Source organism: Paenibacillus sp. FSL E2-0178 (assembly GCF_038593005.1).
Classification (GTDB): domain Bacteria; phylum Bacillota; class Bacilli; order Paenibacillales; family Paenibacillaceae; genus Paenibacillus_AQ; species Paenibacillus_AQ phytohabitans.
On record NZ_CP151953.1, the window covers coordinates 4,624,959 to 4,650,035 of the forward strand.

At 50.2% G+C, this 25,077-nt stretch carries 22 protein-coding genes, 1 tRNA gene, 2 rRNA genes and 2 riboswitches; of the genes, 10 read left to right on the plus strand and 15 right to left on the minus strand.

What is annotated here, in order from left to right:
- Window positions 1-23: 23 nt before the first annotated feature.
- From MHI42_RS19995 to MHI42_RS20020, 6 genes are all read left to right on the plus strand, one after another.
- The gene (locus tag MHI42_RS19995) at window positions 24-2,039 is read left to right on the plus strand and encodes a M1 family metallopeptidase (protein WP_342420468.1); all 2,016 of its coding nucleotides are present in this window, start codon (window positions 24-26) and stop codon (window positions 2,037-2,039) included.
- A 44-nt stretch (window positions 2,040-2,083) separates the two neighbouring features.
- Entirely contained in the window at window positions 2,084-2,881 is a 798-nt protein-coding gene (locus MHI42_RS20000) for a hypothetical protein (RefSeq protein ID WP_171717583.1), read from the plus strand.
- Window positions 2,882-3,098: 217 nt separating this feature from the next.
- Window positions 3,099-3,237, plus strand: a riboswitch (cyclic di-AMP (ydaO/yuaA leader).
- Between the two features lie 57 nt (window positions 3,238-3,294).
- A complete protein-coding gene (locus MHI42_RS20005) occupies window positions 3,295-3,723 on the plus strand; it encodes a C40 family peptidase (RefSeq protein ID WP_042140612.1) in 429 nt (142 codons plus the stop codon).
- Between the two features lie 387 nt (window positions 3,724-4,110).
- Window positions 4,111-4,254, plus strand: a riboswitch (cyclic di-AMP (ydaO/yuaA leader).
- A gap of 5 nt (window positions 4,255-4,259) precedes the next feature.
- The gene (locus tag MHI42_RS20010; protein ID WP_171717584.1) at window positions 4,260-4,751 is read left to right on the plus strand and encodes a C40 family peptidase; all 492 of its coding nucleotides are present in this window, start codon (window positions 4,260-4,262) and stop codon (window positions 4,749-4,751) included.
- Between the two features lie 247 nt (window positions 4,752-4,998).
- A complete protein-coding gene (locus MHI42_RS20015; RefSeq protein ID WP_042132717.1) occupies window positions 4,999-5,484 on the plus strand; it encodes a GNAT family protein in 486 nt (161 codons plus the stop codon).
- Window positions 5,485-5,610: 126 nt separating this feature from the next.
- Entirely contained in the window at window positions 5,611-5,967 is a 357-nt protein-coding gene (locus MHI42_RS20020) for a cytochrome c (RefSeq protein ID WP_042140611.1), read from the plus strand.
- A 106-nt stretch (window positions 5,968-6,073) separates the two neighbouring features.
- Here the strand turns inward: MHI42_RS20020 and MHI42_RS20025 are convergent, their stop codons facing one another.
- Window positions 6,074-6,349, minus strand: coding sequence for a 4a-hydroxytetrahydrobiopterin dehydratase (locus MHI42_RS20025; protein WP_171717585.1), 276 nt, complete (start codon window positions 6,347-6,349; stop codon window positions 6,074-6,076).
- 211 nt (window positions 6,350-6,560) lie between these two features.
- Window positions 6,561-6,854 carry a hypothetical protein gene (locus tag MHI42_RS20030; protein WP_039303858.1) on the minus strand — a complete coding sequence of 98 codons (294 nt, stop codon included), beginning with the start codon at window positions 6,852-6,854 and terminating at the stop codon, window positions 6,561-6,563.
- Window positions 6,855-7,059: 205 nt separating this feature from the next.
- On the opposite strand from MHI42_RS20030, the gene motA reads away from it, so the two are divergent.
- Both motA and motB read left to right on the plus strand, forming a co-directional pair.
- Window positions 7,060-7,860 (plus strand): flagellar motor stator protein MotA, encoded by an 801-nt coding sequence (motA, locus tag MHI42_RS20035; RefSeq protein WP_039303855.1) that lies wholly within the window; start codon window positions 7,060-7,062, stop codon window positions 7,858-7,860.
- The gene (gene motB, locus MHI42_RS20040) at window positions 7,844-8,662 is read left to right on the plus strand and encodes a flagellar motor protein MotB (RefSeq protein WP_039303852.1); all 819 of its coding nucleotides are present in this window, start codon (window positions 7,844-7,846) and stop codon (window positions 8,660-8,662) included. The genes motA and motB overlap by 17 nt, the downstream gene beginning before the upstream one ends.
- 99 nt (window positions 8,663-8,761) lie before the next feature.
- Here motB and rluF read toward each other — a convergent pair whose 3' ends face one another.
- Complete coding sequence (rluF, locus tag MHI42_RS20045; protein ID WP_171717586.1) at window positions 8,762-9,463, minus strand: 23S rRNA pseudouridine(2604) synthase RluF; 702 nt, start codon at window positions 9,461-9,463, stop codon at window positions 8,762-8,764.
- A gap of 5 nt (window positions 9,464-9,468) precedes the next feature.
- Window positions 9,469-11,781 carry an ATP-binding protein gene (locus MHI42_RS20050; protein ID WP_171717587.1) on the minus strand — a complete coding sequence of 771 codons (2,313 nt, stop codon included), beginning with the start codon at window positions 11,779-11,781 and terminating at the stop codon, window positions 9,469-9,471.
- 308 nt (window positions 11,782-12,089) lie between these two features.
- Here MHI42_RS20050 and tadA point away from each other — a divergent pair, with 308 nt between their 5' ends.
- Complete coding sequence (gene tadA / locus MHI42_RS20055; RefSeq protein ID WP_281365853.1) at window positions 12,090-12,593, plus strand: tRNA adenosine(34) deaminase TadA; 504 nt, start codon at window positions 12,090-12,092, stop codon at window positions 12,591-12,593.
- A gap of 47 nt (window positions 12,594-12,640) precedes the next feature.
- On the plus strand, window positions 12,641-13,207 hold the full coding sequence (locus MHI42_RS20060) for a GNAT family protein (protein WP_340989944.1): 567 nt from the start codon (window positions 12,641-12,643) through the stop codon (window positions 13,205-13,207).
- 92 nt (window positions 13,208-13,299) lie between these two features.
- Here MHI42_RS20060 and MHI42_RS20065 read toward each other — a convergent pair whose 3' ends face one another.
- The 11 genes from MHI42_RS20065 to MHI42_RS20115 all read right to left on the minus strand — a co-directional run bounded on the left by MHI42_RS20065 (window position 13,300) and on the right by MHI42_RS20115 (window position 24,879).
- Window positions 13,300-14,388, minus strand: coding sequence for a DUF6612 family protein (locus MHI42_RS20065; protein WP_042132709.1), 1,089 nt, complete (start codon window positions 14,386-14,388; stop codon window positions 13,300-13,302).
- A 103-nt stretch (window positions 14,389-14,491) separates the two neighbouring features.
- On the minus strand, window positions 14,492-14,644 hold the full coding sequence (locus MHI42_RS20070; RefSeq protein WP_042132708.1) for a small acid-soluble spore protein P: 153 nt from the start codon (window positions 14,642-14,644) through the stop codon (window positions 14,492-14,494).
- A gap of 12 nt (window positions 14,645-14,656) precedes the next feature.
- Entirely contained in the window at window positions 14,657-14,998 is a 342-nt protein-coding gene (locus tag MHI42_RS20075; protein WP_342420469.1) for a hypothetical protein, read from the minus strand.
- Window positions 14,999-15,156: 158 nt separating this feature from the next.
- Window positions 15,157-15,245 (minus strand) — tRNA-Ser (locus MHI42_RS20080).
- 65 nt (window positions 15,246-15,310) lie between these two features.
- Window positions 15,311-16,600, minus strand: a complete 1,290-nt coding sequence (gene serS / locus MHI42_RS20085) for a serine--tRNA ligase (RefSeq protein WP_042132706.1) — start codon at window positions 16,598-16,600, stop codon at window positions 15,311-15,313.
- An 89-nt stretch (window positions 16,601-16,689) separates the two neighbouring features.
- Window positions 16,690-17,274, minus strand: a complete 585-nt coding sequence (gene pdxT, locus MHI42_RS20090) for a pyridoxal 5'-phosphate synthase glutaminase subunit PdxT (protein WP_342420470.1) — start codon at window positions 17,272-17,274, stop codon at window positions 16,690-16,692.
- Window positions 17,275-17,292: 18 nt separating this feature from the next.
- Entirely contained in the window at window positions 17,293-18,174 is an 882-nt protein-coding gene (gene pdxS / locus MHI42_RS20095) for a pyridoxal 5'-phosphate synthase lyase subunit PdxS (RefSeq protein WP_171717592.1), read from the minus strand.
- Between the two features lie 118 nt (window positions 18,175-18,292).
- Entirely contained in the window at window positions 18,293-19,651 is a 1,359-nt protein-coding gene (locus tag MHI42_RS20100; protein WP_342420471.1) for a D-alanyl-D-alanine carboxypeptidase family protein, read from the minus strand.
- A 165-nt stretch (window positions 19,652-19,816) separates the two neighbouring features.
- Window positions 19,817-21,274 carry an IMP dehydrogenase gene (guaB, locus tag MHI42_RS20105; protein ID WP_039303893.1) on the minus strand — a complete coding sequence of 486 codons (1,458 nt, stop codon included), beginning with the start codon at window positions 21,272-21,274 and terminating at the stop codon, window positions 19,817-19,819.
- A gap of 389 nt (window positions 21,275-21,663) precedes the next feature.
- Window positions 21,664-21,780: ribosomal RNA gene (rrf, locus tag MHI42_RS20110) — 5S ribosomal RNA — on the minus strand.
- Window positions 21,781-21,950: 170 nt separating this feature from the next.
- A 23S ribosomal RNA gene (locus MHI42_RS20115) occupies window positions 21,951-24,879 on the minus strand.
- Window positions 24,880-25,077: the final 198 nt, after the last annotated feature.

Here is a 25,077-nt window from a genome sequence, read left to right on the forward strand (position 1 = left end):
CTTGTCACGGGAGGAATCACAGTATGAAGCCACATTCATTAAGGTATACCCTCATCTTCGCAGCTCTGGCTGTTCTCACCTTGCTTGGAGGCGGAATATGGTTTCTTTCAGGGCACAGCCCTGCCGTATGGACTGCCTCTGCCCCAAAAGAGGCCAAGTCCCCCGCCGTCCTGCCGCAGCAGCAAATTGTGCAGTCCACTCTTCCGGAGATTACTCCGCCTCCGGTGTCGGAGGTTTTAAGCCAGCGTGTGGTGGAATATCACATGGATGTTCAGCTGCTGGCCGATACGGGAACCTTAACTGCTTCCGAAACGGTGACCTGGATCCATCCGGGCAAAAAACCGGTCCAAGAGCTCTATTTTCACCTTTACCCCAATGCATTCGCTTCCGGCGATACAACCTTTATGAAGGAATCCGGAGGAACGCTCCGCGGCGACTCTATGCCTGCGGGCGGATACGGCAGCTTGACGCTGACGGATCTGCGGACCTCCGAGGGGATTTCGCTAATGCAGCGCACCCAGTATGTGCAGCCTGACGACGGCAATGTGAATGACAAGACCCTGCTTAAGGTCCACCTGCCCCAGCCGGTGAACGGTGGTGAGAGCGTAACACTCAAACTCCAGTTTGAGGTCAAGCTGCCGAAAATATTCGCCCGTATGGGAACCGCCGGCAACTTCGTCATGGCCGGCCAGTGGTTCCCCAAGCTCAGCGTCTATGAGCCTGCAGGCACAAGGGGAGTACAGGAGGAAGGCTGGAATCTGCATCAGTACCATGGCACATCTGAGTTCTACAGTGATTTCGGTATTTACAATGTAACCATCTCCGTCCCGTCCGATTACAAGGTTGCCGCCACCGGATTTCCGGTGAAGAACGCGCGGCTGGTACAGGACCGCAAAATCTATCAGTTCTACGCAGATGATGTTCATGACTTCGCCTGGGCGGCATCGCCGGATTTTGTGGTTGCCGAGAAGGCCTTCTCCGCGCCGCAGGTGCCCGGAGTAAAGATCAAGCTCTATCTGGACCCGCTGCATAAGGATCTTCAGGAGCGCTACTTCCAGGCAGCAGAGGCTGCCCTGACCGCCTTCAGCAAATGGTATGGCCCGTATCCTTACTCCACCTTATCCATTGTAGTCCCGCCTGAATCTGGCAATGGGGCCGGGGGGATGGAATATCCGACGCTGATCACTGCCTTCGGTGCTGCCGAGGCATCGCCCGGCACCTCGCTTGAGCGGACCGTGATCCATGAGATCGGTCACCAGTATTTCTATGGCATGGTCGCCAGCAATGAATTCGAGGAGGCGTGGCTGGACGAGAGCTTCACCTCATATGCCGAAGACCGGCTGATGGAGCAGGAATATGGCGTTGCCTCAAGCCTCCCGCTGCAGTCCAGTCTGGTCTCCTCCTCGCAGCCGCTCAATCTGGAGACGTGGAAATACACCGGAGATGATGCCTACACACGTAATGTCTATATCCGGGGCAAGCTGGTGCTCCGTGACATCGAACGGTTAGCAGGAGCCAAGAACATGGATGCCATTCTCGCTGCTTATGCCCGTAAATACCGCTTCAAGCATCCCTCAACCGCTGACTTCCAGAAGATTGTGGAGAAAGTGACCAAGCAATCCTGGCAGACTTATTTTGACCAGTATGTCTACAGCGGCGGAGCCCCTGATTTTGCAGTAGACGACATCAGGCTCACGGCTAAACGGGACGGCGGCAACGGAGCGGGGATTCAATATGATGCTGTAGTTGAGGTAAGCAACAAGGGCAGCCATTATGGGGATGTCCCTGTAAAATTTATTTTCTCGGACGGGTATTCGGTTCAGCAATACTGGAACGGCGAAGGGAAGACAACATCGTTTGAATTATCGTATAAAGCACCTCTGGTCTCCGCCGAGATTGATCCGGGACATTCCATACTGCTGGAGAGCAAGCATCTCAATAATTTCAGAATGGCGGAGCTTGAGCACAATACTCTTTCCCGCTGGACGCTCAGTGCGACGACACTGCTTGAAACCCTGCTCGGAACTCTTGTCTGGTGAGGTGAAGGATTGTGAAAATTTCGATAACCCGCGGTTGGCACAGCATGAAAGAGCAATTTTATATCCTGATTCTGCTATTTATCTACCGGCTGTTCTGGGGCTACTTCATGTACAAATTCATTAAAAGCGCCGTCGTTCCGGTACTGCTGCGCTATCCGGATGCGGATGCCGGCGGCAGTAGCATAGGCAGGCTGCTGTATTATATTGAGGGGCAGGCTGCGCTGCACACGGACCCGGACGTCCGGCAATGGCTATGGCTGCTCCTGGCACTGACTGTGTTGCGGCTGCTGCTCTCCCCCTTTATCCGGGCGGGCCTGCTGCACGAGCTTCACCAGGAACGTGCCGGGGAGCGCGGACTGTTCTTTTTTCCCGGGATGAAGCGTTATGGTCTGCCTGTCCTGCTGTTCAGTCTCGTTGAATGGGCGCTGGCCCTTCTGCCGCTCTATTGGCTGCTGCCGAAGATGTACCGTCTGCTTCTGAACGGCATTCTCGATTATCCGCTGCTGCTGACGCTCGTGCCTTATGTGCTGGGCTGGCTCGTCTACCTCTTCCTTATCCGCAAGCTGCTGCTGTATATGCAGTTCGGTTATACCGCCGGCACGGGCATGTTCACTTCGCTGCTGATCTGTCTGAAGGTGCTTCTGCACTCCATCGGGATATCCGTCATTATAGGCGCAGGAAGTCTGCTGACGCTGATCCTCTGCAGCGCTGCAGCGCTCTTCTGCCCCGGCCTCCCGGCCCTGCTCCTGCGCCAGGCAGCTCCACTGCCGTCCACCCTATTCAGAATGTGGGGCATAGCCGCACAGTATCATCTCTGGTCCAGTAAATCATTCCCACGATAATCGGCCGCCAAAACGGCATACTAAAAGAGTCATCGCCCCTCTGGTGAGGTGCATGACTCTTTTTTGTTTACAGCTGCGACAAGTTAATTTGCAAAACTGTAAATCCTTTGGTACAATGATGCCTGTACTACTAGTAACAAATTTGTAATCTTTCAAATGGAATTAAGCAGCTATGTAACCGAAGCCTTTAACCTTATGTCGATATGTCACTATTCTGGTGCACAAAACGCCGAATTCCCTGCACCGGGGAGTGGGGGAACCATATTTTGGGTGAATTGATCTCGCTTTAGAGGGGTCATAGGGGAACCTTCTACCGAATCCTTAAGCTAACCTCGCAGGCCTTGGAAGGAGTACATCTTTTGAGAAGTCAGAACTTTAAGAAGAAATGCACCGCAGCAGCGCTGGGTCTTGTGATGGTATTCACACTTGGAGCAGGCAGCGCTTTCGCAGATTCCAAAATGGATACTGTGATCTCAAAAACCATTGGAACGTCATATAAAACCGGGGGCACCAGCACCAGCGGCTTTGATTGTTCCGGATTCACCAAATATGTATTCAAGAGTATCGGCCTTACCTTGCCGCGCACCTCTAAGGCACAGTACAGCGTTGGAACAGCCGTATCCAAGAGTAATTTGCGTTCCGGTGATTTGGTATTCTTCAATACCCTGGGCAACGGAGTTTCCCATGTCGGTATTTATGTCGGCAATGGCAAATTCGCACAATCCTCCACTTCGCGTGGTGTAACCATCAGTTCACTGAGTCAGGCATACTGGGCCAACCGCTACGTTGGCGCTAAAAGAGTGATGAGCACAACAGCCTACCAAGCTGTCGCTTACGATTGAACCCTTGAACATTTCCTCGAATATTCGTACCTCTAACAACTAAATGTAACTTATACGAGCCCGGTTTTGATTATTGCCGTAATCATTTCCGGGTTTTTCCTTTTCCTTATTCTACCTTTTACACTCATCTGCAGGCCCTGAAACACCTTTTTATCCCAAATCCAAAGAAAAATCCATCAATAGCTCACCTGCTGCGTAAATATGAGTCTTTCTATGCAGCTATAACTCTAAAAAACGCAAAAAAAATGCATTAATATGTTATAAGTGATTGCCAAGCGCCCTAGTCTTTGCTACAATTATCGCAGTGAGCTTTTAGTAACATTTTTGTAATTATTGAATCGCTTTTAACAAAGGTTTTGTCATGTATTGAATAACAGCTAATCCTAATCAACAGTCGTGCCGAGTTCCCTAAAGATTTAGGGAAACGGGGGAACCAACTTTGGGTGAATTGACCTCCTATTCTAAGAGGGGTCATAGGGGACCTTCAACCGAACCCTTAAGCTAACCTCGTAGGCATTTGGAAGGGGTATTTACTTTTGAAGAAGAAGCTAGCAGCCGCAGTACTAAGCTTTTCCATCATCTTCACCATTGGAGCAGGAAGCGCTTTCGCGGATTCCAAAATGGATAAAGTTATCGACAAAGCCATCGGGACCAAATACGTATCCGGCGGTGTATCCACGAACGGTTTTGATTGCTCCGGATTTACAATGTATGTTTTTGATAAGATCGGCATTAACCTGCCTCACCAATCCGGTTCCCAATATCAGATGGGCACTGCTGTATCCCGTGATGAGATGAGACCGGGCGATCTTGTATTCTTCAATACAAGCGGCAAAGGCATTTCCCATGTCGGTATTTATGTTGGTGACGGTGAGTTCGCACATGCTTCTTCCTCGCGTGGTGTAACCATCAGTTCGCTGAGTGACAGCTACTACGTCAACCGCTACGTTGGCGCCAAACGGATTATGAGTACAGATGCTTACAAGACTGTGGCTGCGGATTCCGAAGACAATGACGATGTGCAATAATTTGTCCTAATATAAGCGCTTTTCCAGGATTTTTGCCGAAATCTTGGAGAAGGGCTTATTTTTTTGTCTATAAAATTACTTACCCCGCTCTTTATTTGTAAAACACCAATTTCGCTCTTTCATAAAATATTTTTTGGCGTTTGTCAAGTTCCGGTCTTTCTGCAAGGTTTTTGCGTCGAATCCGGCTCGTTTTGTATATAATATTTATAGAATGAAGTAATGTTCCATTGAAAGGAGGCCTCCGCTTATGATAAGTTCTCCGGTAACTTTTTATGTTGTTCCTATGGAGTCGCGGCATGCTGCTGAGATCTGTGAGTGGAACTATAGGCCCCCGTATAATATTTACGGCTGGATGCCCTGGGAGCAGATGCAGGCGCTCGGTGTTGAATTCGGTGATCCGCAGCTGCGCAGCGAGCAATACGTTTCCGTTGTGAATGGACAGGGAATCCTGTGCGGCTTCGCCCAGCTGTTCCCTATGGAGGGTGTAGTCCGGCTTGGGATCGGCATGCGGCCCGATCTGTGCGGTCATGGCATGGGACATCTGTTCATGAAGGCCATCGTTCAGGCGGCTCTGCAGCGTTATCCGGAACGGGAGATCGATTTGGAGGTACTGACCTGGAATCAGCGGGCCATCCGTGCTTACCAGAAATGCGGATTTACCATAACGGATACTTATGAACGCAGAACCCCAACTGGCGATAAACCATTTTATTGTATGGTCTATGAGAAATAGCATTCCACTTCTGTATGTTTGCAAATTTTCCAGGAGTTTCGTTCATTTTTTTGACACAAATACTATGATAACGCTTCACCATCCGGTATAATGAAGGAAGCAGCTTACATGGAGGGACGGATGCAGATGCAGAAATGGATCATGAGCGGTTTGTTTTTTGCCGCCTGTGCCTTTGCCGTGGTCTTAATGTTTACCCTGCCCGGCAAAGCCGAGGTGGCTGAAGAGAACAAACCTACAATGCCTGAGGTTGTGCTGGACGCAGCCGGCGCCGAGGCCCTGGTGAAAGCCAACTGCATCACCTGCCACGGGGATCAGCTTCAGGGCGGTGTAGGGCCGAACCTGCAGCAGGAGGGCGCACAGCATGACGCGGCGCAGATTTACAGCATTGTGACCAAAGGCCGCGGGCAGATGCCTTCCTTCAAAGACAAACTAGCCCCTGAGGAAATTGCGAATGTCGCGTTATGGCTGGCCGAGAAGAAATAATAACATGCCCAAAGCAAAATGCCCGCTGCAAAGGATACCCTGGTATCCCTGCACGGGCTTTTTTATGGATCAGGCGGTACTGTCATTTCCATAAGGATCCTGTCCTCTAACGGTTTTTCTCAAAAGCCTCGTTAATTTCATTGGCCTGGCGTATATCCAGCTTCTCCACGTCTGCAGGCAGACGCAGGATAACGGTCTTGTAATCAATGGTGATATGCGGGTGATGGTCGAACGCTTCCGAGATCGCAGCAACATCATCCACAAAAGCAATCCCCTTCATATATTCATTGAACATATATTTGCGCACCATAATATCCTCTTCCAGTTTCCAGCCTTCCAGCTTGCCGATCTGCTCCCGCAGTTCTTCCTCTGTAAATGGCAATTTGTTTCCTCCCTTGCTTAATTAGCTGTATCACAGCAGTCCTGTCTTTCAAATAAAACATCCCTCAGCTTCTTAAAGTCCAAGGGATGTGCCGGGCCAAAGATTTTTTTCGATTTAATGTATTCTTAAATCCCGGCGAATAGTACTTCTCATCCCAATTTTAACATGGGCTGATGCCTGGGACAAACTCCGCTCCGCAGCTGCCTCCAGGCTACACCAGAACGACCGATGCCAAATCCTCGTCTCCGAGCAGAATATTGATGCGGTGCGTTTCTTTATCGTACATTACAACGCCGCTTCCGACCTTAATCACCGGCTCATTGCCCAGTGCGTAGAACAGATCCTCCGCAAGCGCCTCCCAGACCTCCAGCTTCGACTCCTCCGGCAGGTTCTCCCACTCCTCAGGCTCCATTTCGAAAAAAATATACCCGTCGGAAATCCGTCCGACTGCGCCTGTCAGTTCAACCAGAATTTCACTGTAATCTCTGCCATGCTTAACTCCCACATCAATCACTCCGTTTTCTTCGCTGATGAATAATAACTTACCTTATCCATTATAGCCGAAAAAATCACTTCACAAAAAAGGGAATGCTGTCGATAAATAAGAATATACGTGATTTGGTTACGTGCAGAGTGTCCTCCCGCGGTTCAAGGATGATAAACGCGGTATAGTCGGATCACTTCTTAATTCTCATGGACGAGGTGCATAAATGGAAATTTCAACAATACTAGGACTGGTTTTTGGTCTGATCGCAGTAGTCTGGGGGATGGTACTCAAGCATGCTCCGCTTGAAAGCTTGAACAACCCCGCAGCCTATGTAATTATCTTTCTTGGTACGGCCGCCTCAATCTTCATGGCCTTTCCCATGTCGGAAGTCAAGAATTTCCCTAAGCTGCTGAAGATCCTATTTGTGAAGAAAAAGATGGTCGGCAAGCCCGAACTGATTACAATGTTCATGGAATGGGCATCCATCACCCGCCGTGAAGGACTGCTTGCACTGGAATCCAATGTCGATGAAATCGAAGATAATTTCCTCAGAAACGGTATGCGGATGATTATCGACGGCAATGATCAGGAATTTGTCCGCGATGTATTAATGGAAGATATTCACGCTACAGAAGATAGACATAAAGCCGGCGCCTTAATCTTCTCCCAAGCCGGGATGTACGCACCTACACTGGGGGTACTCGGGGCTGTTATCGGGCTGATTGCCGCCTTGGGGGATATGAGTAACATGGACGTCCTGGCCCACGCGATTGCCGGAGCCTTCATTGCTACTCTCTTGGGGATATTCACCGGTTACGTAATGTGGCACCCAATGGCCAATAAGTTAAAACGAATTTCCAAACGCGAGATTGAAGTCCGCCTGATGATGGTAGAAGGTCTGTTGTCCATCCAGTCCGGGGTCTCCACCATTGCTATCAATCAGAAGCTTTCCGTCTTCCTTACTCCGTCCGAACGGGCCAAGCTAAGTGAGAAGGAGGGCGCCTCGAATGAGCAAAAAGACTAGGCATGAGGAGCACGAAGAGCATGCCGATGAATCCTGGCTGCTGCCCTATTCCGATCTGATGACCCTGCTGGTTGCTCTATTCCTGGTTATGTATGCCATGAGTGCTACGGACGCCCAGAAATTTGAGCAAATGGCCCAAGCGTTCAATTCAGCGCTCAGCGGCGGCGGCGGCGTACTGGAATTCCGCTCGGATTCACCCACGAGTACTCAACTTGACCAAGGCAATAAGGATAAGATGAATAGTGTTTTAGATAAAAACACAGGCACCGCCGAGATCTCCAAACTTCGTGCCAAAGAACAGGAGGATCTGGAGAAGCTTAAGGAGCAATTCGATCAGTACATCAAGAATAACGGAATGACTGATCTGCTCAGTACGAAGCTGAATCAGTCCCAGTTAATGATTACGATCAGCGACAACGCCTTATTTGCTTCGGGACAGGCTATGGTCAAGGATGACTCCCGCCAGCTGGCCAAGTCAATCTCGACGATGCTGCAGCAGTTTCCCGATTATGATATATTAGTGCAGGGACATACGGATAATATTCCTATCTCCAATAGCAGCTACTCGTCCAACTGGGATCTTAGTGTGGCCCGAGCCCTTCAATTCATGAAAATCCTGCTGCTTAACCCCAATCTGGACCCGGTCAAGTTCAGTCCGATCGGATATGGGGAATATCATCCCATCGCTGAGAATACGACTGCCGCCGGACGCGCCAAGAACCGTCGTGTAGAAGTCTCCGTTCTCCGCAAATACAAAGATGCAACAACAGAAACAACTGATGTTGCCGCTCCCGGTAAATAATACGAATATATTATAGCTTATCAAGTAGTAAGAGCTGTTCCCGGGCCATTATTCGGCCTTCAGGAACAGCTCTTTGTTTGATTGCTTATTATTTAAAGTTTATTGAAGCTCATAGTTGAGCATAGCTCCAAGCTCCTGCTTCTCCTGCTGTGACAGCTCACGCCATTCCCCGGTCTGCAGAGCGCCCAGCCGGATATTCATTACCCGGATGCGCTGCAGACGCCGCACTTCATAGCCAAACGCGCTGCACATGCGGCGGATCTGCCGGTTCTTGCCCTCGGTAAGAATAATCCGGAATACCCGCTCGCTGATCCGCGTTACCTCACAAGGTAACGTTCTGCTGCCCAGAATCTTCACCCCGGTGGCCATGCCTGTAAGGAAAGATTGCGTGACTGGCCTGTCCACGGTAACTACATACTCCTTCTCATGTTTGCCTTCAGCACGCAATATTTTGTTCACAATGTCCCCGTCATTGGTCAGCAGAATTAATCCCTCAGAATCCTTGTCGAGCCGTCCGATAGGGAAAATGCGCTCTTCATGTCCGATGAAATCAACTATATTCCCCTGAATATGGCCTTCTGTAGTAGAAGTGATGCCTACCGGCTTATTAAGTGCGATGTAAACGATCCTGCTGCCTGTTTCCAGGCGTTTGCCGTCGATCAGCACCGTATCTCCGGCTTCTGCCTGACTGCCCAGCAGAGCGGTCTCACCGTTGATGGTGACTCTTCCCCCTTCCACCAGCTTGTCTGCTTCACGGCGCGAACAGTACCCTGTCTCACTGATGAACTTATTAATTCTCATGTCTGTCATTCACTCCGTTCTATATACATGCCTGACGGAAGGTTATTCTCCCCGGCTTCAGGCAGCTTAATGGTCACCTGCGCACCCCGTCCATACTCACTGCGGATCTCGAGACTGCCCTTATGGGCTTGTATAATACGCTGGCTGACCATGAGTCCAAGCCCGGTCCCTGACTCTTTGTTCGTGAAGAACGGCTCTCCCAGCTTAGGAAGCATATCCTCCGGAACCCCTCCGCCTTCATCAGAAACAACAATAACCACAGAGTTATTCTGCTGCTGCTCCTCCAGGGTAATTGTCCCTCCGTCAGGCATAGCCTCAATCGCATTTTTGATTACATTAATGAATACCTGCTTCAGCTGGTTCTCCTCACAGTGCACCATAGCCGGCACATCCGAGAAATACGTTACAAACTCTATGCCAAAAAGATGGGCTTGGCTATCCAGCAGAGAGATCACGTCGCCGACAATATGCCGCAAATCCCTCAACTGAAAATGAACCGCCTGCGGCTTGGCCAGGATCAGGAACTCACTTACAATCAGATTAATCCGGTCCAGCTCCGAGAGCATAAGATCAATATGCAGCGGAACCAGAACCTTCTTCTCCTGCTGCAGCTGCAGGAAACCTCTCAAGGTGGTCAGGGGATTGCGGATCTCATGGGCAACTCCGGCTGCCAGCTGGCCGACCGTAGTCAGCTTCTCAGAGCGTCTGAGCAGCTCTTCAATCCGGTTGCGCTCAGTCATATCACGGGATACATGTACAAAAGACTGCGGCTGCCCTTCCTCATCCCGGATCACCGAGGTGCTCACACTGACTTCTACGATAGAGCCGTCACGTTTCAGTCGTACGGTCTCTACCGGCGGCAGAGACATTCCGTTCTTGAGCTGCCGCAAACGGACATCTTCCTGCTCCTGTACTGTAGCCGGCACCAGATAAGGCGTCTTGACCAGCGCTTCCGCTGCACTCCATCCATAGAGCTCTTCAAAGGCTCTGTTCGTACTTATAATCCTGCCATCCATATCCACAGTGTGGATCGCATCCGAGGTGCCGTTAATTACCGACTCCAGATGCTCTTTAACCGCCCGGTTCTCTTCCAGCGTCTGACCCAGCCGGTTCGTGTGCTGCAGCAGGTGGGAGGTCATTGCGTTGATCCGGTGGGCCAGCTGTCCGAGCTCATCCCGGCTCTCAACATTTAATGGAGGCTCGAATTTGCCCTTGGCCACATCATTCACCTTAGCCAGTATATCCTGAATCGGCCGCGTGACGAAGCCGGCCATAATATAACTGGCCAGGAAAAAGATAATAAGCAGCAGCACGGACGTGGTGATATTATTGAACAGCTGCTCTTTAATTACGGATGAGATCAGCGAGTAATCCATAACCACAGTAATTACATAATCGTCGGCTCCCGGCTGTTTGATTGGAATGAAGCTCTTGAGCACTCTTTTGCCCAGAACCTCTGTATCCAGCGTTACCGGCTCACCCCCGTTGATCGCTTCCCGTATTGCCGCCTTATCCTGTGCAACGTTGCCGTACGTATACGTACCGTAATGAATAGGGCGGTTGCGCAGCTTCACATTAATCGGGTCACTGCCATCGGGCAGCATGCTGGGCGATCCGAACGTTTTGGGATTAAAGCCTGTAATCTCCAGGATGCCGGGGTTCACGGCTTTGGAGTCCTGAATAATTTCGTCAGGTCCCATAATCTTGACGTAATCGCTTACCGCAGTACTGCGGATATAAGGATCTATGATATAGTTGCTGGTGCCATCATAATAGTAACCCCATTTATCAATGTACTCCGGATTTGAGGTTGAATATTCGAAAGGGCCGGACCAGAAATTATCCATCGTCTGCCCCTGGTCAACGGATACCCGCTGGCCTGCAAACAACTCCAAAAAAGCCACATACCAGTACCCCATGCCTTTGGTCGAGAGTCCGATCTCTGTGGGATCTGATGACTTGGCTACAACAATATCATTATCAGTCTTGACCAGAAGCGAGATATTAGACACGCCCAGCTTGATAGCCAAGGCCTGCAGCTCCCTATTGTCTACATTCTTGATATCCGGATCAAGCTCAAGCGAAGCCAGAATAGAGGTCATCCTCAGGTTCTGGGCAATTTTATGCTGCACATAGTTGGAACTATAACTGCTCTGCTCAACCGAAACAGCGATCTGCATGGCAGTTATCTTCATATTACTCAGACTTTCATTACGCAGATTATTCCGGACGGCATATAGGTTAAGTGTAAGATTCAGCGTCAGGATTAAGAGTACCGAGCCGAAAATAATAGCCGATAATTTCGTTTTTATAGACAAGCGTATTGTTCACCTCTTACCGCTGGTAAATCCTAGCGGAGCATTCATAATTATCATACCTTTTGCCTCTCCATTTGAAAAGACATTTCAAACAGGGATAACCTGGGGAACATATTGAATTATTCAGACACTTTCTCTACAATAAGTAGGAAACCATCCACAGGTTATGCACATATAAACATTTTGCTAAATCGCGATGTGTACAATTTTGTGCATAAGTCGGGCTTTATCCACAGAGTTGTCCACAATTTGTTAAGAACGAATATTTGTTCGTTGTACAAGGGGCTATTTTAGAAGGGAAGATGAACTTGAATACACGACTTGAAGAGTTGCCGCCAGACGAGCGGGCAATTCATGAATATTGGATGAACGAGGCAATAGGCGAAGCCCGCAAAGCAGAAGCACTGGGTGAAGTGCCGATCGGGGCAGTGGTTGTCCGTGAAGGTACAATTATCGGGCGCGGCTACAATCTGCGTGAGACCACGCTCGATTCCACTGCCCATGCGGAGATGGTTGCCATCCGTGAAGCGAGTACGGCCCTTAATTCCTGGCGTCTGCTCGACTGCCAGCTCTACGTGACCCTGGAGCCCTGTCCCATGTGTGCAGGAGCCATGGTGCAGGCCAGAGTCCCGCTCACCGTGTATGGTACTCCTGATCCCAAAGCCGGCTGTGCAGGGACTCTGATGAACCTGCTGGAGGAATCGCGTTTTAACCACCGTACAGAGGTCATCCAGGGTGTGCTGCAGGAAGAATGCGCAGAGCTGCTGACCTCGTTCTTCCGCCGGCTGCGGCAAAGACCCGCCAAGCTCTAATGAAACGAATCAGCTATACCATTCTATTGTGACCAGGAGGACGATCCATGTCTATTAAGCTGTACAATACGCCGCAGGGAATCTATATCTCTTTGCTGAAGCTCACGGATGCCGAAGCGCTGCTTAACCTCCGTCACCGCAACCGCAAGGAGCATCAGCAGTTCGAACCCCTCCGCGACAATGACTACTTCACCCTGGAGACCCAGCGGCAGCTGATTAACCAGCGCATCCTGGATGCCCGGCAGGATAGTGCTTATATGTTCGGCATCTATCTGCTCAGCGGCGAGCTGATTGGCCAGATTACCATTTCTAACGTGGTACGGGGTGTCGGACAATTTGCCGATATCGGATATTTTATTGATTATGATATGCAGGGTAAAGGGTATACCAGCGCAGCGGTGCATCTGATCCTGGGCTATGCCTTCCGCTCCCTCGGCCTTCACAGGCTGCAGGCGGCTATCCTGCCTCATAATGACGGCTCCCGCAGAGTACTGGAGAAGAACGGCTTTCAGGCTGAAGGACTTGCCCGCCGCTTCATCAAAATCAACGGAGAATGGCAGGACCACCGCACTTACGCCATTCTGGCTGAAGATTTTCTTCCACAGGAGCAATAGCCTGATCTGCCGGAGCCGCCGGCAAGCAGCACAAAAATCCCGTATGAGCGGAGGTTCGCTTATACGGGATTTCTGTGTTACTGCAGTATTTATTAATAAGTGCCTGTGGCTCCGAACTGCTGCTGCAGCTCTTCCAGTGTAATCACATCTTCGCCTTGCGGAATTCCGATCTGGAAGGTTTGTTTCTCATTGATCTTGCTGTATTGATTGCTAGCGGTCATAGACAGAGCAACATTCTCACCTTGTTCAGGATCATTCACTTTGATATCCATAAGCATATCCTGATACACCGGGAAGTTATCGTCATTGATCGCCGTGTTAAGATGGAACTGGTTAATCGTCAGATGCGTGTTCAGCTCAGCCAGATCCTTATCGAATTCAGCGCGTGCTTCACTGGACTGCAGCTCTTCCTTCGCTTTAGCCAAGTCGGCAGCATCGATCTTCAGCAATTCCTTGTATTCATCCTTACCGAGAATATCGATGATCTTAGGCAGCGCATTGTTCACCAGGATGGTGAGCGCCTCTTTGACATTATCATTCGTTACCTGGAACTGGACAACCTGTTTGGCTTCAACCCCTTCAGGCAGGCCGGCTTCCTTAGGTTTGATTTCGTTAAAATACTTCTCTTCGTCATACTCACCCAGTAATGTGTTCATCACTTCATTAGACAGCTTCTGCACCTTCTGCGTGTCCATAGCCGAAGGGTTGAATTCAGCCCCCTCCTGCTCGGCCAGTTCCTTCAGATCCACTTCAACAAATTTACCTACGATTGTCTCGGGAAGCGGCAGGAACGGAATGGACGGCACTTTGACATACAGCTTCTCTGCTGTCATTACCATCGGCACCGTGAAGGACATCGCCATATCCCCCTTCAGATTCAGAACCATTGTAAGCTCTGTCTGCATCGGCTCTGCCTGGTAGACTCCATCAACTGTAAGCTCAGCATTCTTAAGCATGCTGAGAATTTGACCCGTTGTAGCATCAGCTTCGCTTGTACCTGTGTCGATCGTCAGGTCATTAACGGTAAGCTTCGTCTTCATTTCATACGATGTCATCGCCGCAACTTTATTTGCAGCAGCGGACAGTGCCTCTTTCGGCGCCTCTTTCTTTGCACACCCCGGCAGAATTACTGCGGCGGTGAGCAGCAGTGCGGCAGCGGATAACCCCCATTTTTTATTCATTATTGTTCTCCTCTCCCATGTGAAAAATTCTTTCCCCTCCCTAATGATAAACCATTTGGCAAATATGAGAAACATTTCTCTCCATTTTCATCTCCGGCTAGGGTCAGCCCTGAGGATTATTATGGTCAACGTGGTTAGCCTGTTTTACCTTTTTTGAACCGGATAACGGCTCAGGACCTGATGAATGATGTTCCTTGCGCGGCCCCTGATTATCCTGCTGTACACCGGGTACCGGCATGCTTTTTGGTTTGCTCATCTTGTTCGCCTCCTATGGATTGGTTAAGCCCTGAAGCGCCTGCGCGCATTCATGAATCTGCCTTGTATACTGCTGCGCCAAAAGCTGTACGGCATCCCTACGCTCATCCTCAACGCGCCCGTCCTGCTCCGCGTCGAGCAGGTTCACTGCAACCTCACGGCTATCCACATAAGTGCAGCGGAAATCGAGGGAATACCCTTGACGCCCGGCTGCATTGAAATGAATAAGCAGACTGTTCTGGTCCGCCGCATCCCCCTGCACGCTGAAGCTGTCCCCATCCTCCATCAGTGCAGGCAGGCGCTCCTGCCAGGCAGACACCAGACTCTGCTGATCTACTTGTAATTGTCGGTCCATCTTTATGATCATCCTCCTTCTCTAATACATTGCCGAGAAAGAGAGCTTTTTATTCTCTTTGGAACAGGTTCCATCCAAAAGAATCCCCTGAGTACAACAAAAAACCGTCCCCCATAAGGAGAACGGCTTCTATCTGCAAATCTTTGAGTGTAAAGGAATGGCGGAGAGGATGGGATTCGAACCCATGTGGGCTTGCACCCTAACGGTTTTCAAGACCGCCCCGTTATGACCGCTTCGGTACCTCTCCAATGCATCTAAATTTCACATGCATTAGGAATTATATCACACCCACCAAATAATATGCAACTATAATTATTGAGCAGTTTGTGCGCTTATGGATTTCACATTACGCATATACGGCTGCAGGCATTCCGGAATCAGAACACTGCCGTCTTCCTGCTGGTAATTCTCCAGAATAGCCGCTACTGTACGGCCTACGGCCAGCGCAGAACCATTCAGCGTATGCACGAATTCCGGCTTGGACTTGGGCTCTTTGCGGAAGCGGATATTGGCCCGGCGGGCCTGGAAATCCTCGGTGTTGGAGCAGGAGGAAATTTCGCGGTACATTCCGCTCTCCGGCAGCCACACCTCCAGGTCATACGTCTTCGCCGATGTGAAGCCCATATCTGCCGTACACAGCAGCAGGACGCGGTAAGGCAGTCCCAGGAGCTGCAGGACGCGTTCAGCATCGGCTGTCATCTTCTCCAGCTCCTCGTAGGAGGTCTCCGGACTGGCAAGCTTCACAAGCTCCACCTTATTGAACTGATGCTGGCGGATCAGACCGCGGGTATCACGTCCCGCAGATCCGGCCTCCGAACGGAAGCAAGAGCTGTAGGCTACATGGTACTTCGGCAGATCACCAGCCGTCAGAATCTCTTCACGGTAGTAGTTCGTTACCGGCACTTCTGCTGTAGGGATCAGATAATATTCTGTATCACGCAGCTTGAACAGATCCTCTTCGAACTTCGGCAGCTGTCCTGTTCCATACAGGCTGTCCTTGTTGACAATGTAAGGCGGCAGCATCTCTTCATAGTTATGCTCTCCGCTGTGCAGATCCATCATGAAGTTGATTAGTGCACGCTCCAGTCTTGCTCCCAGCCCTTTGTAGAAGGCGAACCGGGAACCCGTAACCTTGGCTGCCGCTTCAAAATCAATGATATCCAGCTGCTGCGCCAGCTCCCAGTGTGATTTCGGAGTGAATCCGAACTCTCTGGGCTCCGACCAGCGGCGTACTTCAACATTGTCCTCCTCGGACTTGCCAACCGGCACCGATTCATGCGGAATGTTCGGAATGCTCATGGTCAATTCATCAATCTTAACTTCGAGCTCGCGTACTTCATCGTCCAGCTCTTTGATCCGGTCGGAAACCGTACGCATTTCTGCGATCAAATCATCTGCCGGCTCTCCATTTTTCTTCTTCTTCGCTACATCTCCGGATACGGTGTTCCGGCGGTTCTTAAGTCCCTCTGTTTCCTGAAGCAGCTCACGGCGGCGCAGATCAAGCTGCGGGAAGCCGGCAATCAAATCGAGCGACTTTCCTCTTTTGGTAAGGGCCTCTTCTACTCTGGCATAATCACTACGCAACACTTTAACATCTAACACAAAGTTTCCCTCCTGAAAACAGCCCAAACTCTTTCAAAATGCTGATTTGTTTACAGCTTTGAAAGAGTCAGGATGTTTTATATGCAGTTCTATTGATTGGCTGCGATACTGTCCTCTACCATGTCGGCAAAATATTGATGCAGCCTGTAATCATCAGTCAGTTCCGGGTGAAAAGAGGATACCAGCAGGTTGTCCTGACGTGCAGTTACAATCTCATCCTTATAGATGGTAAGCACATCGACATCCGGACCCACCTCGTTAATGAGCGGAGCACGGATAAATACCGCACGTACCGGCTCAGCAATCCCTTTAACCTCCAGATCACATTCAAAGCTTTCCCGCTGGCGGCCAAAGGCATTCCGGGCAACGGTAATATCCATCAGCTCCAGATGACCGGGTTCACCTCCGGCAATGTGCTTGGCCAGGACAATCATGCCGGCGCATGTACCAAAAATCGGCTTGCCTTGACCCGCAAACTCACGTATAGCTTCTATAAAGCCATATTTGCGCATCAGTTTGCCGATGGTCGTGCTCTCGCCGCCGGGAATAATCAGTCCCTCTACCTCTTCCAGCTGCTCTACACGCTTGATAGGCAGACCCTGCGCACCTGTCTTCTCAATACTGACAATATGCTCTGTTACAGCGCCCTGCAGCGCCAACACTCCTATTCTCATCCGGAAGCCTTCTCTCTATTAACGGCCGCGTTCCGACATACGTTCAGCCGGAGTCAAAGTGGCAATATCAATCCCCTTCATCGGGGCGCCAAGGTTCTTCGACACTTCAGCAATCAGCTTGTAATCTGTAAAGTGGGTGGTCGCTTCTACAATGGCACGGGCGAATTTCTCAGGGTTGTCCGACTTGAAGATACCCGAGCCGACAAACACGCCGTCAGCACCAAGATGCATCATGAGCGCGGCATCGGCAGGCGTAGCTACACCGCCGGCAGCGAAGTTAACGACAGGTAATTTGCCAAGCTGATGAACTTCCAGCAGCAGCTCATAAGAAACGCCAAGTATCTTAGCTTCATTATAGAGCTCATCAAGCGAGAGGTTCGTCACTTTGCGGATTTGACTGTTTATGTAGCGCATGTGGCGGACAGCTTCAACGATGTTGCCTGTCCCCGGCTCACCCTTGGTACGGATCATCGAAGCTCCTTCGTTAATCCGGCGCAGGGCTTCCCCAAGATCCTTGGCTCCGCATACAAAAGGAACGGTGAATTCGTGTTTATTGATATGGAACACTTCATCTGCCGGCGTGAGCACTTCGCTCTCATCCAGATAGTCAACACCGAGGGATTCAAGAACCTTGGCTTCTACATAATGGCCAATACGGGCTTTAGCCATAACAGGAATGCTCACTACCTTGATAACTTCTTCTACAATAGTAGGATCGGCCATACGTGCTACACCACCCGCTGCGCGGATATCGGAAGGTACACGTTCCAGAGCCATAACGGCTACTGCGCCCGCTGCCTCGGCAATTTTTGCCTGCTCTGCATTCATGACGTCCATAATGACGCCACCCTTTTGCATTTCTGCCATGCCTCTTTTAACTCGCGATGTTCCTGTTTCCATGTCTAAGCCTCCCGAATGATCTAACCTAATCTAACTTGTAATTTTACCGCAAGGCGGTGATATATACAACCTATTTACTGGGATTTTGTCGTAATGCTGGCATTAGACTGCCGTGCGGTTAGAACAAGTTCTTAATTCCTGTAAACAGGTCGCCAAAAAATTCTCCGATTGCTCTCATCAGCAGCTTGAACCAGCCCGCCTTCTCTGCTTCCTCAGCAGTAATCAGGTTAACCGTCTTCTCCTGAGCCTGAGACATTCCTTCGATCTGGTAGGTATAAGTGACCTTACCTACTTTGCTGGCTCCGGCAATCGGCGCAATCAAAGTTGCGGGGTCGTTCGTCACCACTGTAGTTTTGATCTGTGGAGAAACCGTACCCTTTGGTACCATGAACGTAACTCCCGCATCCGTCACAACAGGTACATCCTTATTCTTGCCTTTGAGTACAGGCACCGTTTCAGTACCGGCGATGACAGCCTTAGGCGCTACAACCTGCTTAATCTCAAAATTGTTGAAGCCGAAATCAAGCACCTTCTTCGTTTCCGTGAAACGGTGTGCTTCTGAGTTAGCCCCCATGACTACGCTGATCAGACGCATGCCATCACGAACGGCCGTACCTGTGAAACAGTTGCCGGCATTGGTGGTATGTCCAGTCTTCAATCCATCGAGACCCGGATAGGCATAGGCTTTGAAATTAGCAATATCCTTGTTGGCTTCCAGCATCCAGTTATAATTAATCATCGGTTTCGCGTCACGTTCACGGAACTTGTAGGACTGAATTGTCGTGAACTCGGTGAAATCCGGATGGTCGGTTACAATAAACTTAGCGAGCAGGGCAGCATCCATAGCGGACATTAACGTTTCGCCTTCAGCCTCCGGACGGAATTTCTCCGGCATATCAGCACGGTCAAGCCCTGTGGAGTTAATGAAATGGGCAGTCTTCATCCCCATCTTCTTAGCGGTTTCGTTCATTAGGGTTACGAATTCCTGCTCAGAACCCGACACCAGTTCAGCCAAAGCTACCGTGGCATCATTGGCTGAACCAACGGCCATGGCTATGTAGAGTTCTTTGACGGTATGTTCATCGCCCTGGGCTAAGAAAATACGTGACCCGATCTGCTTCGACGCATTCTCCTGCACAACAACTTTCTCATCCCAGGATATCTGTCCGTTCTTCACCGCATCAGACACGAGATATTCTGTCATCATCTTCGTCATACTTGCCGGCGGCAATGGCTCATCCGCATTCAAAGATAAGAGGATCTCTCCTGTGGTCGGCTCTATTAATACTGCAGATTTCAGATTAAGTCCCAGTGACTCCACGCTTGGAATCTTGGTTACTGCCGTTTTGGCAGGTGTTGCCGCTGTCGATGGAGCCGCTGTCTCTGTTGCAGCCGGTGTGCTTACCGCCTCTGCCATTGCAGACGCTGCCGGGAATGCTAGCATATTTAAAAGCAGACCTACTGTCGCTGTCTTCATCACAAGTTGCTTACTACTTAGTTTCCGCTTGTACTTCAATGATTAACTCTCCTTTAATCCTCAGATCAGTGCTTGTTCTATTCTAACACAGGGGTATCTGCAAAAAAAGACAGGCAGGACGAATTTAGTCCTGCCTGTCCGCAAAAATATGCGATTCTTCCCGGTTTACAGGGAATAGTTCGGCGCTTCTTTGGTAATCTGCACATCATGCGGGTGACTTTCACGAAGTCCCGCACCTGTGATCCGGATAAATGAGGTGTCGTTGCGCAGTTCCTCTAATGTCTTCGTACCGCAGTAACCCATACCTGAACGCAATCCGCCGATAAGTTGATGAACGGTATCGGACAACGGCCCTTTAAATGCAACCCGCCCCTCAATCCCTTCAGGAACGAGCTTCTTATCATCATCCTGGAAATAACGGTCTTTACTGCCCTGCTTCATGGCGCTCATGCTGCCCATTCCGCGGTATACCTTGTATTTACGTCCCTGATAAATTTCCGATTCCCCAGGGCTCTCTTCCGTACCGGCGAACAAGCTGCCCATCATCACTGCAGCGGCTCCGGCAGCAATTGCCTTGGTGATCTCTCCGGAGTACTTAATTCCCCCGTCAGCTATAACTGGAATCCCGTATTCGCGGGCAACCGTTGCACAATCATAGATTGCTGTAACCTGCGGAACGCCGATACCTGCAATTACGCGGGTTGTACAAATCGATCCGGGTCCAATACCGACCTTGACTACGGATGCTCCGGCTTCAATCAATTCACGGGTAGCTTCACCTGTAGCTACATTACCGGCCACAATAGTAAGATCAGGATACAATTCGCGCAGCTGGCGGACCGCGTCGATAATATTAATATGGTGTCCGTGTGCCGAATCCACTGTGATAAGGTCAACACCGGCTTTTACCAATGCCTCTGTACGTTCAAATGTATCCTTAGAAATACCGATTGCTGCTCCAACAAGCAGACGGCCCTGAGCATCCTTAGCCCCGTTAGGGAATTGAATAGCTTTCTCTATATCTTTAATAGTAATGAGACCTTTAAGAATATTGTGCTCATCCACTAGCGGCAGCTTCTCGATCTTGTGACGTTGAAGGATGCCTTTCGCTTCCTGAAGGGTTGTACCTACAGCAGCGGTAACCAGATTCTCATGAGTCATAACTTCTTTGATCTGAATATTGAAATCGTGGATAAAACGCAAATCACGGTTAGTCAGAATACCAACAAGCTTACCGCCTTCATCTACGATAGGTACACCTGAAATGCGGTATTTCCCCATCAGAACTTCAGCATCGGATACCCAGTGGTCTGGCGTAAGTGAGAATGGATTGGTAATAACTCCGCTCTCGGAGCGCTTCACACGGTCCACCTCTTCCGCCTGCTGCTCCACGGACATATTCTTATGAATGATGCCGATCCCGCCCTCACGGGCAATAGCAATCGCCATAGCGGCTTCCGTGACTGTATCCATACCTGCGCTCATCAAAGGGATGTTCAGCTTCACATTCTTGCTAAGTACCGTGGTTAAGTCCACTTCCTTAGGCAGTACCTCGGATTTACGCGGAACCAGCAGCACATCATCAAAAGTGAATCCTTCTTTACCAAACTTATCTTCCCACACCTGGGTCATTCCTCCTCGAAATATTCTTTTCTCCACCTGCCTGCCAACTTATGAATAAAAAAACTCCTGCTTCAAGTCCATACCCGATAGACAGCGGTAAAGGCTTGGGAGTTATACATAATAGTGTCTTCAGTTAAGGTTTGAGATGCTTGTCCAAAAATATATTAGAGCTATCTTAGCAAAGGGCTTTTGGCCTGTCAAGAATATTACATCTTCTGATAAGGTATTAAGAAATCTTGCTCCGGGTAAGCGAATTCTTGGACTAAAGTCCGTGTGCAGTGGACAGATTATATAATCATCCATAATTTAACACCCTAACCTCTATGCATTGTCCATGTATAAAAGTATACAAAAAAGCCATTGTCGATTGCTCAACAATGGCTTCATGTGCTTGGCGGCGTCCTACTCTCCCAGGACCCTTCGGTCCAAGTACCATCGGCGCTGGAGGGCTTAACGGTCGTGTTCGGGATGGGTACGCGTGGAACCCCTCCGCTATCGCCACCAAACGGATTTTTTCCGGTCGTCTTACTCCCTGAAATTCTTCAGGAAAATAATCAACCTTCCAAAATGTGCGCTGCGAGAAAAGATCAGTCCCCAGAAAGGACATGCAGCTTAAGGTATATCAGGCTTGATCGCCTGAAAACTGAATCCGAAACGAATCTGCGTTCTTCGAAATTTGGATAAGCCCTCGACCGATTAGTATTGGTCAGCTCCATGCATTGCTGCACTTCCACCTCCAACCTATCTACCTCGTCGTCTTCAAGGGGTCTTACTAATTGGGAAATCTCATCTTGAGGGGGGCTTCACGCTTAGATGCTTTCAGCGCTTATCCCGTCCGTACGTAGCTACTCAGCCATGCTCCTGGCGGAACAACTGATGCACCAGCGGTACGTCCATCCCGGTCCTCTCGTACTAAGGACAGCTCCTCTCAAATTTCCTGCGCCCACGACAGATAGGGACCGAACTGTCTCACGACGTTCTGAACCCAGCTCGCGTACCGCTTTAATGGGCGAACAGCCCAACCCTTGGGACCTACTTCAGCCCCAGGATGCGATGAGCCGACATCGAGGTGCCAAACCTCCCCGTCGATGTGGACTCTTGGGGGAGATAAGCCTGTTATCCCCAGGGTAGCTTTTATCCGTTGAGCGATGGCCCTTCCATGCGGTACCACCGGATCACTAAGTCCGACTTTCGTCCCTGCTCGACTTGTTGGTCTCGCAGTCAAGCTCCCTTATGCCTTTGCACTCTTCGAATGATTTCCAACCATTCTGAGGGAACCTTTGAACGCCTCCGTTACTCTTTAGGAGGCGACCGCCCCAGTCAAACTGCCCGCCTGACACGGTCCCCGTACCCGGTAAGGGCACTAGGTTAGAACCTAGATACGATCAGGGTGGTATCCCAACGGCGCCTCCGCAGAAGCTTGCGCTCCTGCCTCTACGGCTCCCACCTATCCTGTACAGATCGTACCCAAATTCAATATCAAGCTGCAGTAAAGCTCCATGGGGTCTTTCCGTCTTGTCGCGGGTAACCTGCATCTTCACAGGTATTAAAATTTCACCGGATCTCTCGTTGAGACAGCGCCCAAGTCGTTACGCCATTCGTGCGGGTCAGAATTTACCTGACAAGGAATTTCGCTACCTTAGGACCGTTATAGTTACGGCCGCCGTTTACTGGGGCTTCGGTTCACAGCTTCGGATTGCTCCTAACCACTCCCCTTAACCTTCCAGCACCGGGCAGGCGTCAGCCCGTATACTTCGCCTTGCGGCTTCGCACAGACCTGTGTTTTTGCTAAACAGTCGCTTGGGCCTTTTCACTGCGGCCCCCTCGGGCTATTCACCCTACCGAGGCACCTCTTCTCCCGAAGTTACGAGGTCATTTTGCCGAGTTCCTTAACGAGAGTTCTTCCGCGCGCCTTAGAATTCTCTTCTCGCCTACCTGTGTCGGTTTGCGGTACGGGCACCTTCTCCTGGCTAGAGGCTTTTCTTGGCAGTGTGAGATCATGACCTTCGCTACTACAATTTTCGCTCCCCATCACAGCCCAGCCTTAATGATGTGCGGATTTGCCTACACATCAGCCTCACTGCTTAGACGGACACATCCATCAGTCCGCGTCACTACCCTCCTGCGTCACCCCATCGCTCATAGCGGATTACGGTGGTACAGTAATTTCAAACTGTTGTCCTTCGACTACGCCTTTCGGCCTCGCCTTAGGTCCCGACTTACCCTGAGCGGACGAGCCTTCCTCAGGAAACCTTGGGCTTTCGGCGGATCAGATTCTCACTGATCTTTTCGTTACTCATACCGGCATTCTCACTTGTATGCTGTCCAGCGCTCCTTACGGTACACCTTCAACCTACATACAACGCTCCCCTACCCCAGATGCAAAGCATCTAGCCATAGCTTCGGTGGTGTGTTTAGCCCCGTTACATTTTCGGCGCAGAGTCACTCGACCAGTGAGCTATTACGCACTCTTTCAATGGTGGCTGCTTCTAAGCCAACATCCTGGTTGTCTGTGCAACTCCACATCCTTTCCCACTTAACACACACTTGGGGACCTTAGCTGATGGTCTGGGCTGTTTCCCTTTTGACAATGGATCTTAGCACTCACTGTCTGACTCCCGGCAAGAAGTTAATGGCATTCGGAGTTTGACTGAGCTTGGTAACCCTTGCGGGCCCCGCACCCAATCAGTGCTCTACCTCCACCACTCCATTCACCGAGGCTAGCCCTAAAGCTATTTCGGGGAGAACCAGCTATCTCCGAGTTCGATTGGAATTTCTCCGCTACCCCCACCTCATCCCCGCATTTTTCAACATGCGTGGGTTCGGGCCTCCAGTGCGTGTTACCGCACCTTCACCCTGGACAGGGGTAGATCACACGGTTTCGGGTCTACGTCCACATACTAAATCGCCCTATTCAGACTCGCTTTCGCTGCGGCTCCGGCTTCTCACCTTAACCTTGCATGTTAAACGTAACTCGCCGGTTCATTCTACAAAAGGCACGCCATCACCCATAGATCGGGCTCTGACTTTTTGTAAGCACACGGTTTCAGGTTCTATTTCACTCCCCTTCCGGGGTGCTTTTCACCTTTCCCTCACGGTACTGTTTCACTATCGGTCGCCAGGTAGTATTTAGCCTTAGCAGATGGTCCTGCTGGATTCATACGGGGTTTCACGTGCCCCGCACTACTCGGGATCCGTCTCGGAGAGAACACAGTTTAGGCTACAGGGCTTTTACCTCTATCGCGGGCCTTTCCAGACCTCTTCGCCTACCATATTCCTTTGTAACTCCATGTGAGACGTCCCACAACCCCAAGGGGCAAGCCCCTTGGTTTAGGCTGTTCCGCGTTCGCTCGCCGCTACTGACGGAATCACTATTGTTTTCTCTTCCTCAGGGTACTTAGATGTTTCAGTTCCCCTGGTCTGCCTCTGCATTTCCTATGTATTCAGAAATGAGTAACTGCGAATTACCACAGCTGGGTTTCCCCATTCGGACACCCCCGGATCAAAGCTTGCTTACAGCTCCCCGAGGCAGTTTCGTTGTTCGCCACGTCCTTCGTCGGCTCCTGGCGCCTAGGCATCCTCCGTGTGCTCTTATTAGCTTAACCGTCACTCCGGTGTTTCGCTTGCTTGCTCCTCTTGTTTTGAATGCCGCTCATGGATTGCTCCATTCACCAACACATTCAAAGCCAAAGGTCGCTGCACAATCGAAAACCTTCGTTCTGCACTAATAACTATTTCAACTTGCTTTCACAAGTTTCAGCTAAAAGATGTTCTAAAACGCAAATTCGTTTCGGTATTCAGTT

Bases quoted from the DNA above. Each gene is read 5' to 3' on its own strand.
- MHI42_RS19995 (WP_342420468.1), top strand. From the start codon at position 24: ATGAAGCCACATTCATTAAGGTATACCCTCATCTTCGCAGCTCTGGCT.
- MHI42_RS20000 (WP_171717583.1), top strand. From the start codon at position 2,084: ATGAAAGAGCAATTTTATATCCTGATTCTGCTATTTATCTACCGGCTG.
- MHI42_RS20005 (WP_042140612.1), top strand. From the start codon at position 3,295: ATGGTATTCACACTTGGAGCAGGCAGCGCTTTCGCAGATTCCAAAATG.
- MHI42_RS20015 (WP_042132717.1), top strand. From the start codon at position 4,999: ATGATAAGTTCTCCGGTAACTTTTTATGTTGTTCCTATGGAGTCGCGG.
- MHI42_RS20020 (WP_042140611.1), top strand. From the start codon at position 5,611: ATGCAGAAATGGATCATGAGCGGTTTGTTTTTTGCCGCCTGTGCCTTT.
- motA (WP_039303855.1), top strand. From the start codon at position 7,060: ATGGAAATTTCAACAATACTAGGACTGGTTTTTGGTCTGATCGCAGTA.
- motB (WP_039303852.1), top strand. From the start codon at position 7,844: ATGAGCAAAAAGACTAGGCATGAGGAGCACGAAGAGCATGCCGATGAA.
- rluF (WP_171717586.1), bottom strand. From the start codon at position 9,463: ATGAGAATTAATAAGTTCATCAGTGAGACAGGGTACTGTTCGCGCCGT.
- MHI42_RS20060 (WP_340989944.1), top strand. From the start codon at position 12,641: ATGTCTATTAAGCTGTACAATACGCCGCAGGGAATCTATATCTCTTTG.
- MHI42_RS20065 (WP_042132709.1), bottom strand. From the start codon at position 14,388: ATGAATAAAAAATGGGGGTTATCCGCTGCCGCACTGCTGCTCACCGCC.
- MHI42_RS20070 (WP_042132708.1), bottom strand. From the start codon at position 14,644: ATGAGCAAACCAAAAAGCATGCCGGTACCCGGTGTACAGCAGGATAAT.
- MHI42_RS20075 (WP_342420469.1), bottom strand. From the start codon at position 14,998: ATGGACCGACAATTACAAGTAGATCAGCAGAGTCTGGTGTCTGCCTGG.
- pdxT (WP_342420470.1), bottom strand. From the start codon at position 17,274: ATGAGAATAGGAGTGTTGGCGCTGCAGGGCGCTGTAACAGAGCATATT.
- pdxS (WP_171717592.1), bottom strand. From the start codon at position 18,174: ATGGAAACAGGAACATCGCGAGTTAAAAGAGGCATGGCAGAAATGCAA.
- MHI42_RS20100 (WP_342420471.1), bottom strand. From the start codon at position 19,651: ATGAAGACAGCGACAGTAGGTCTGCTTTTAAATATGCTAGCATTCCCG.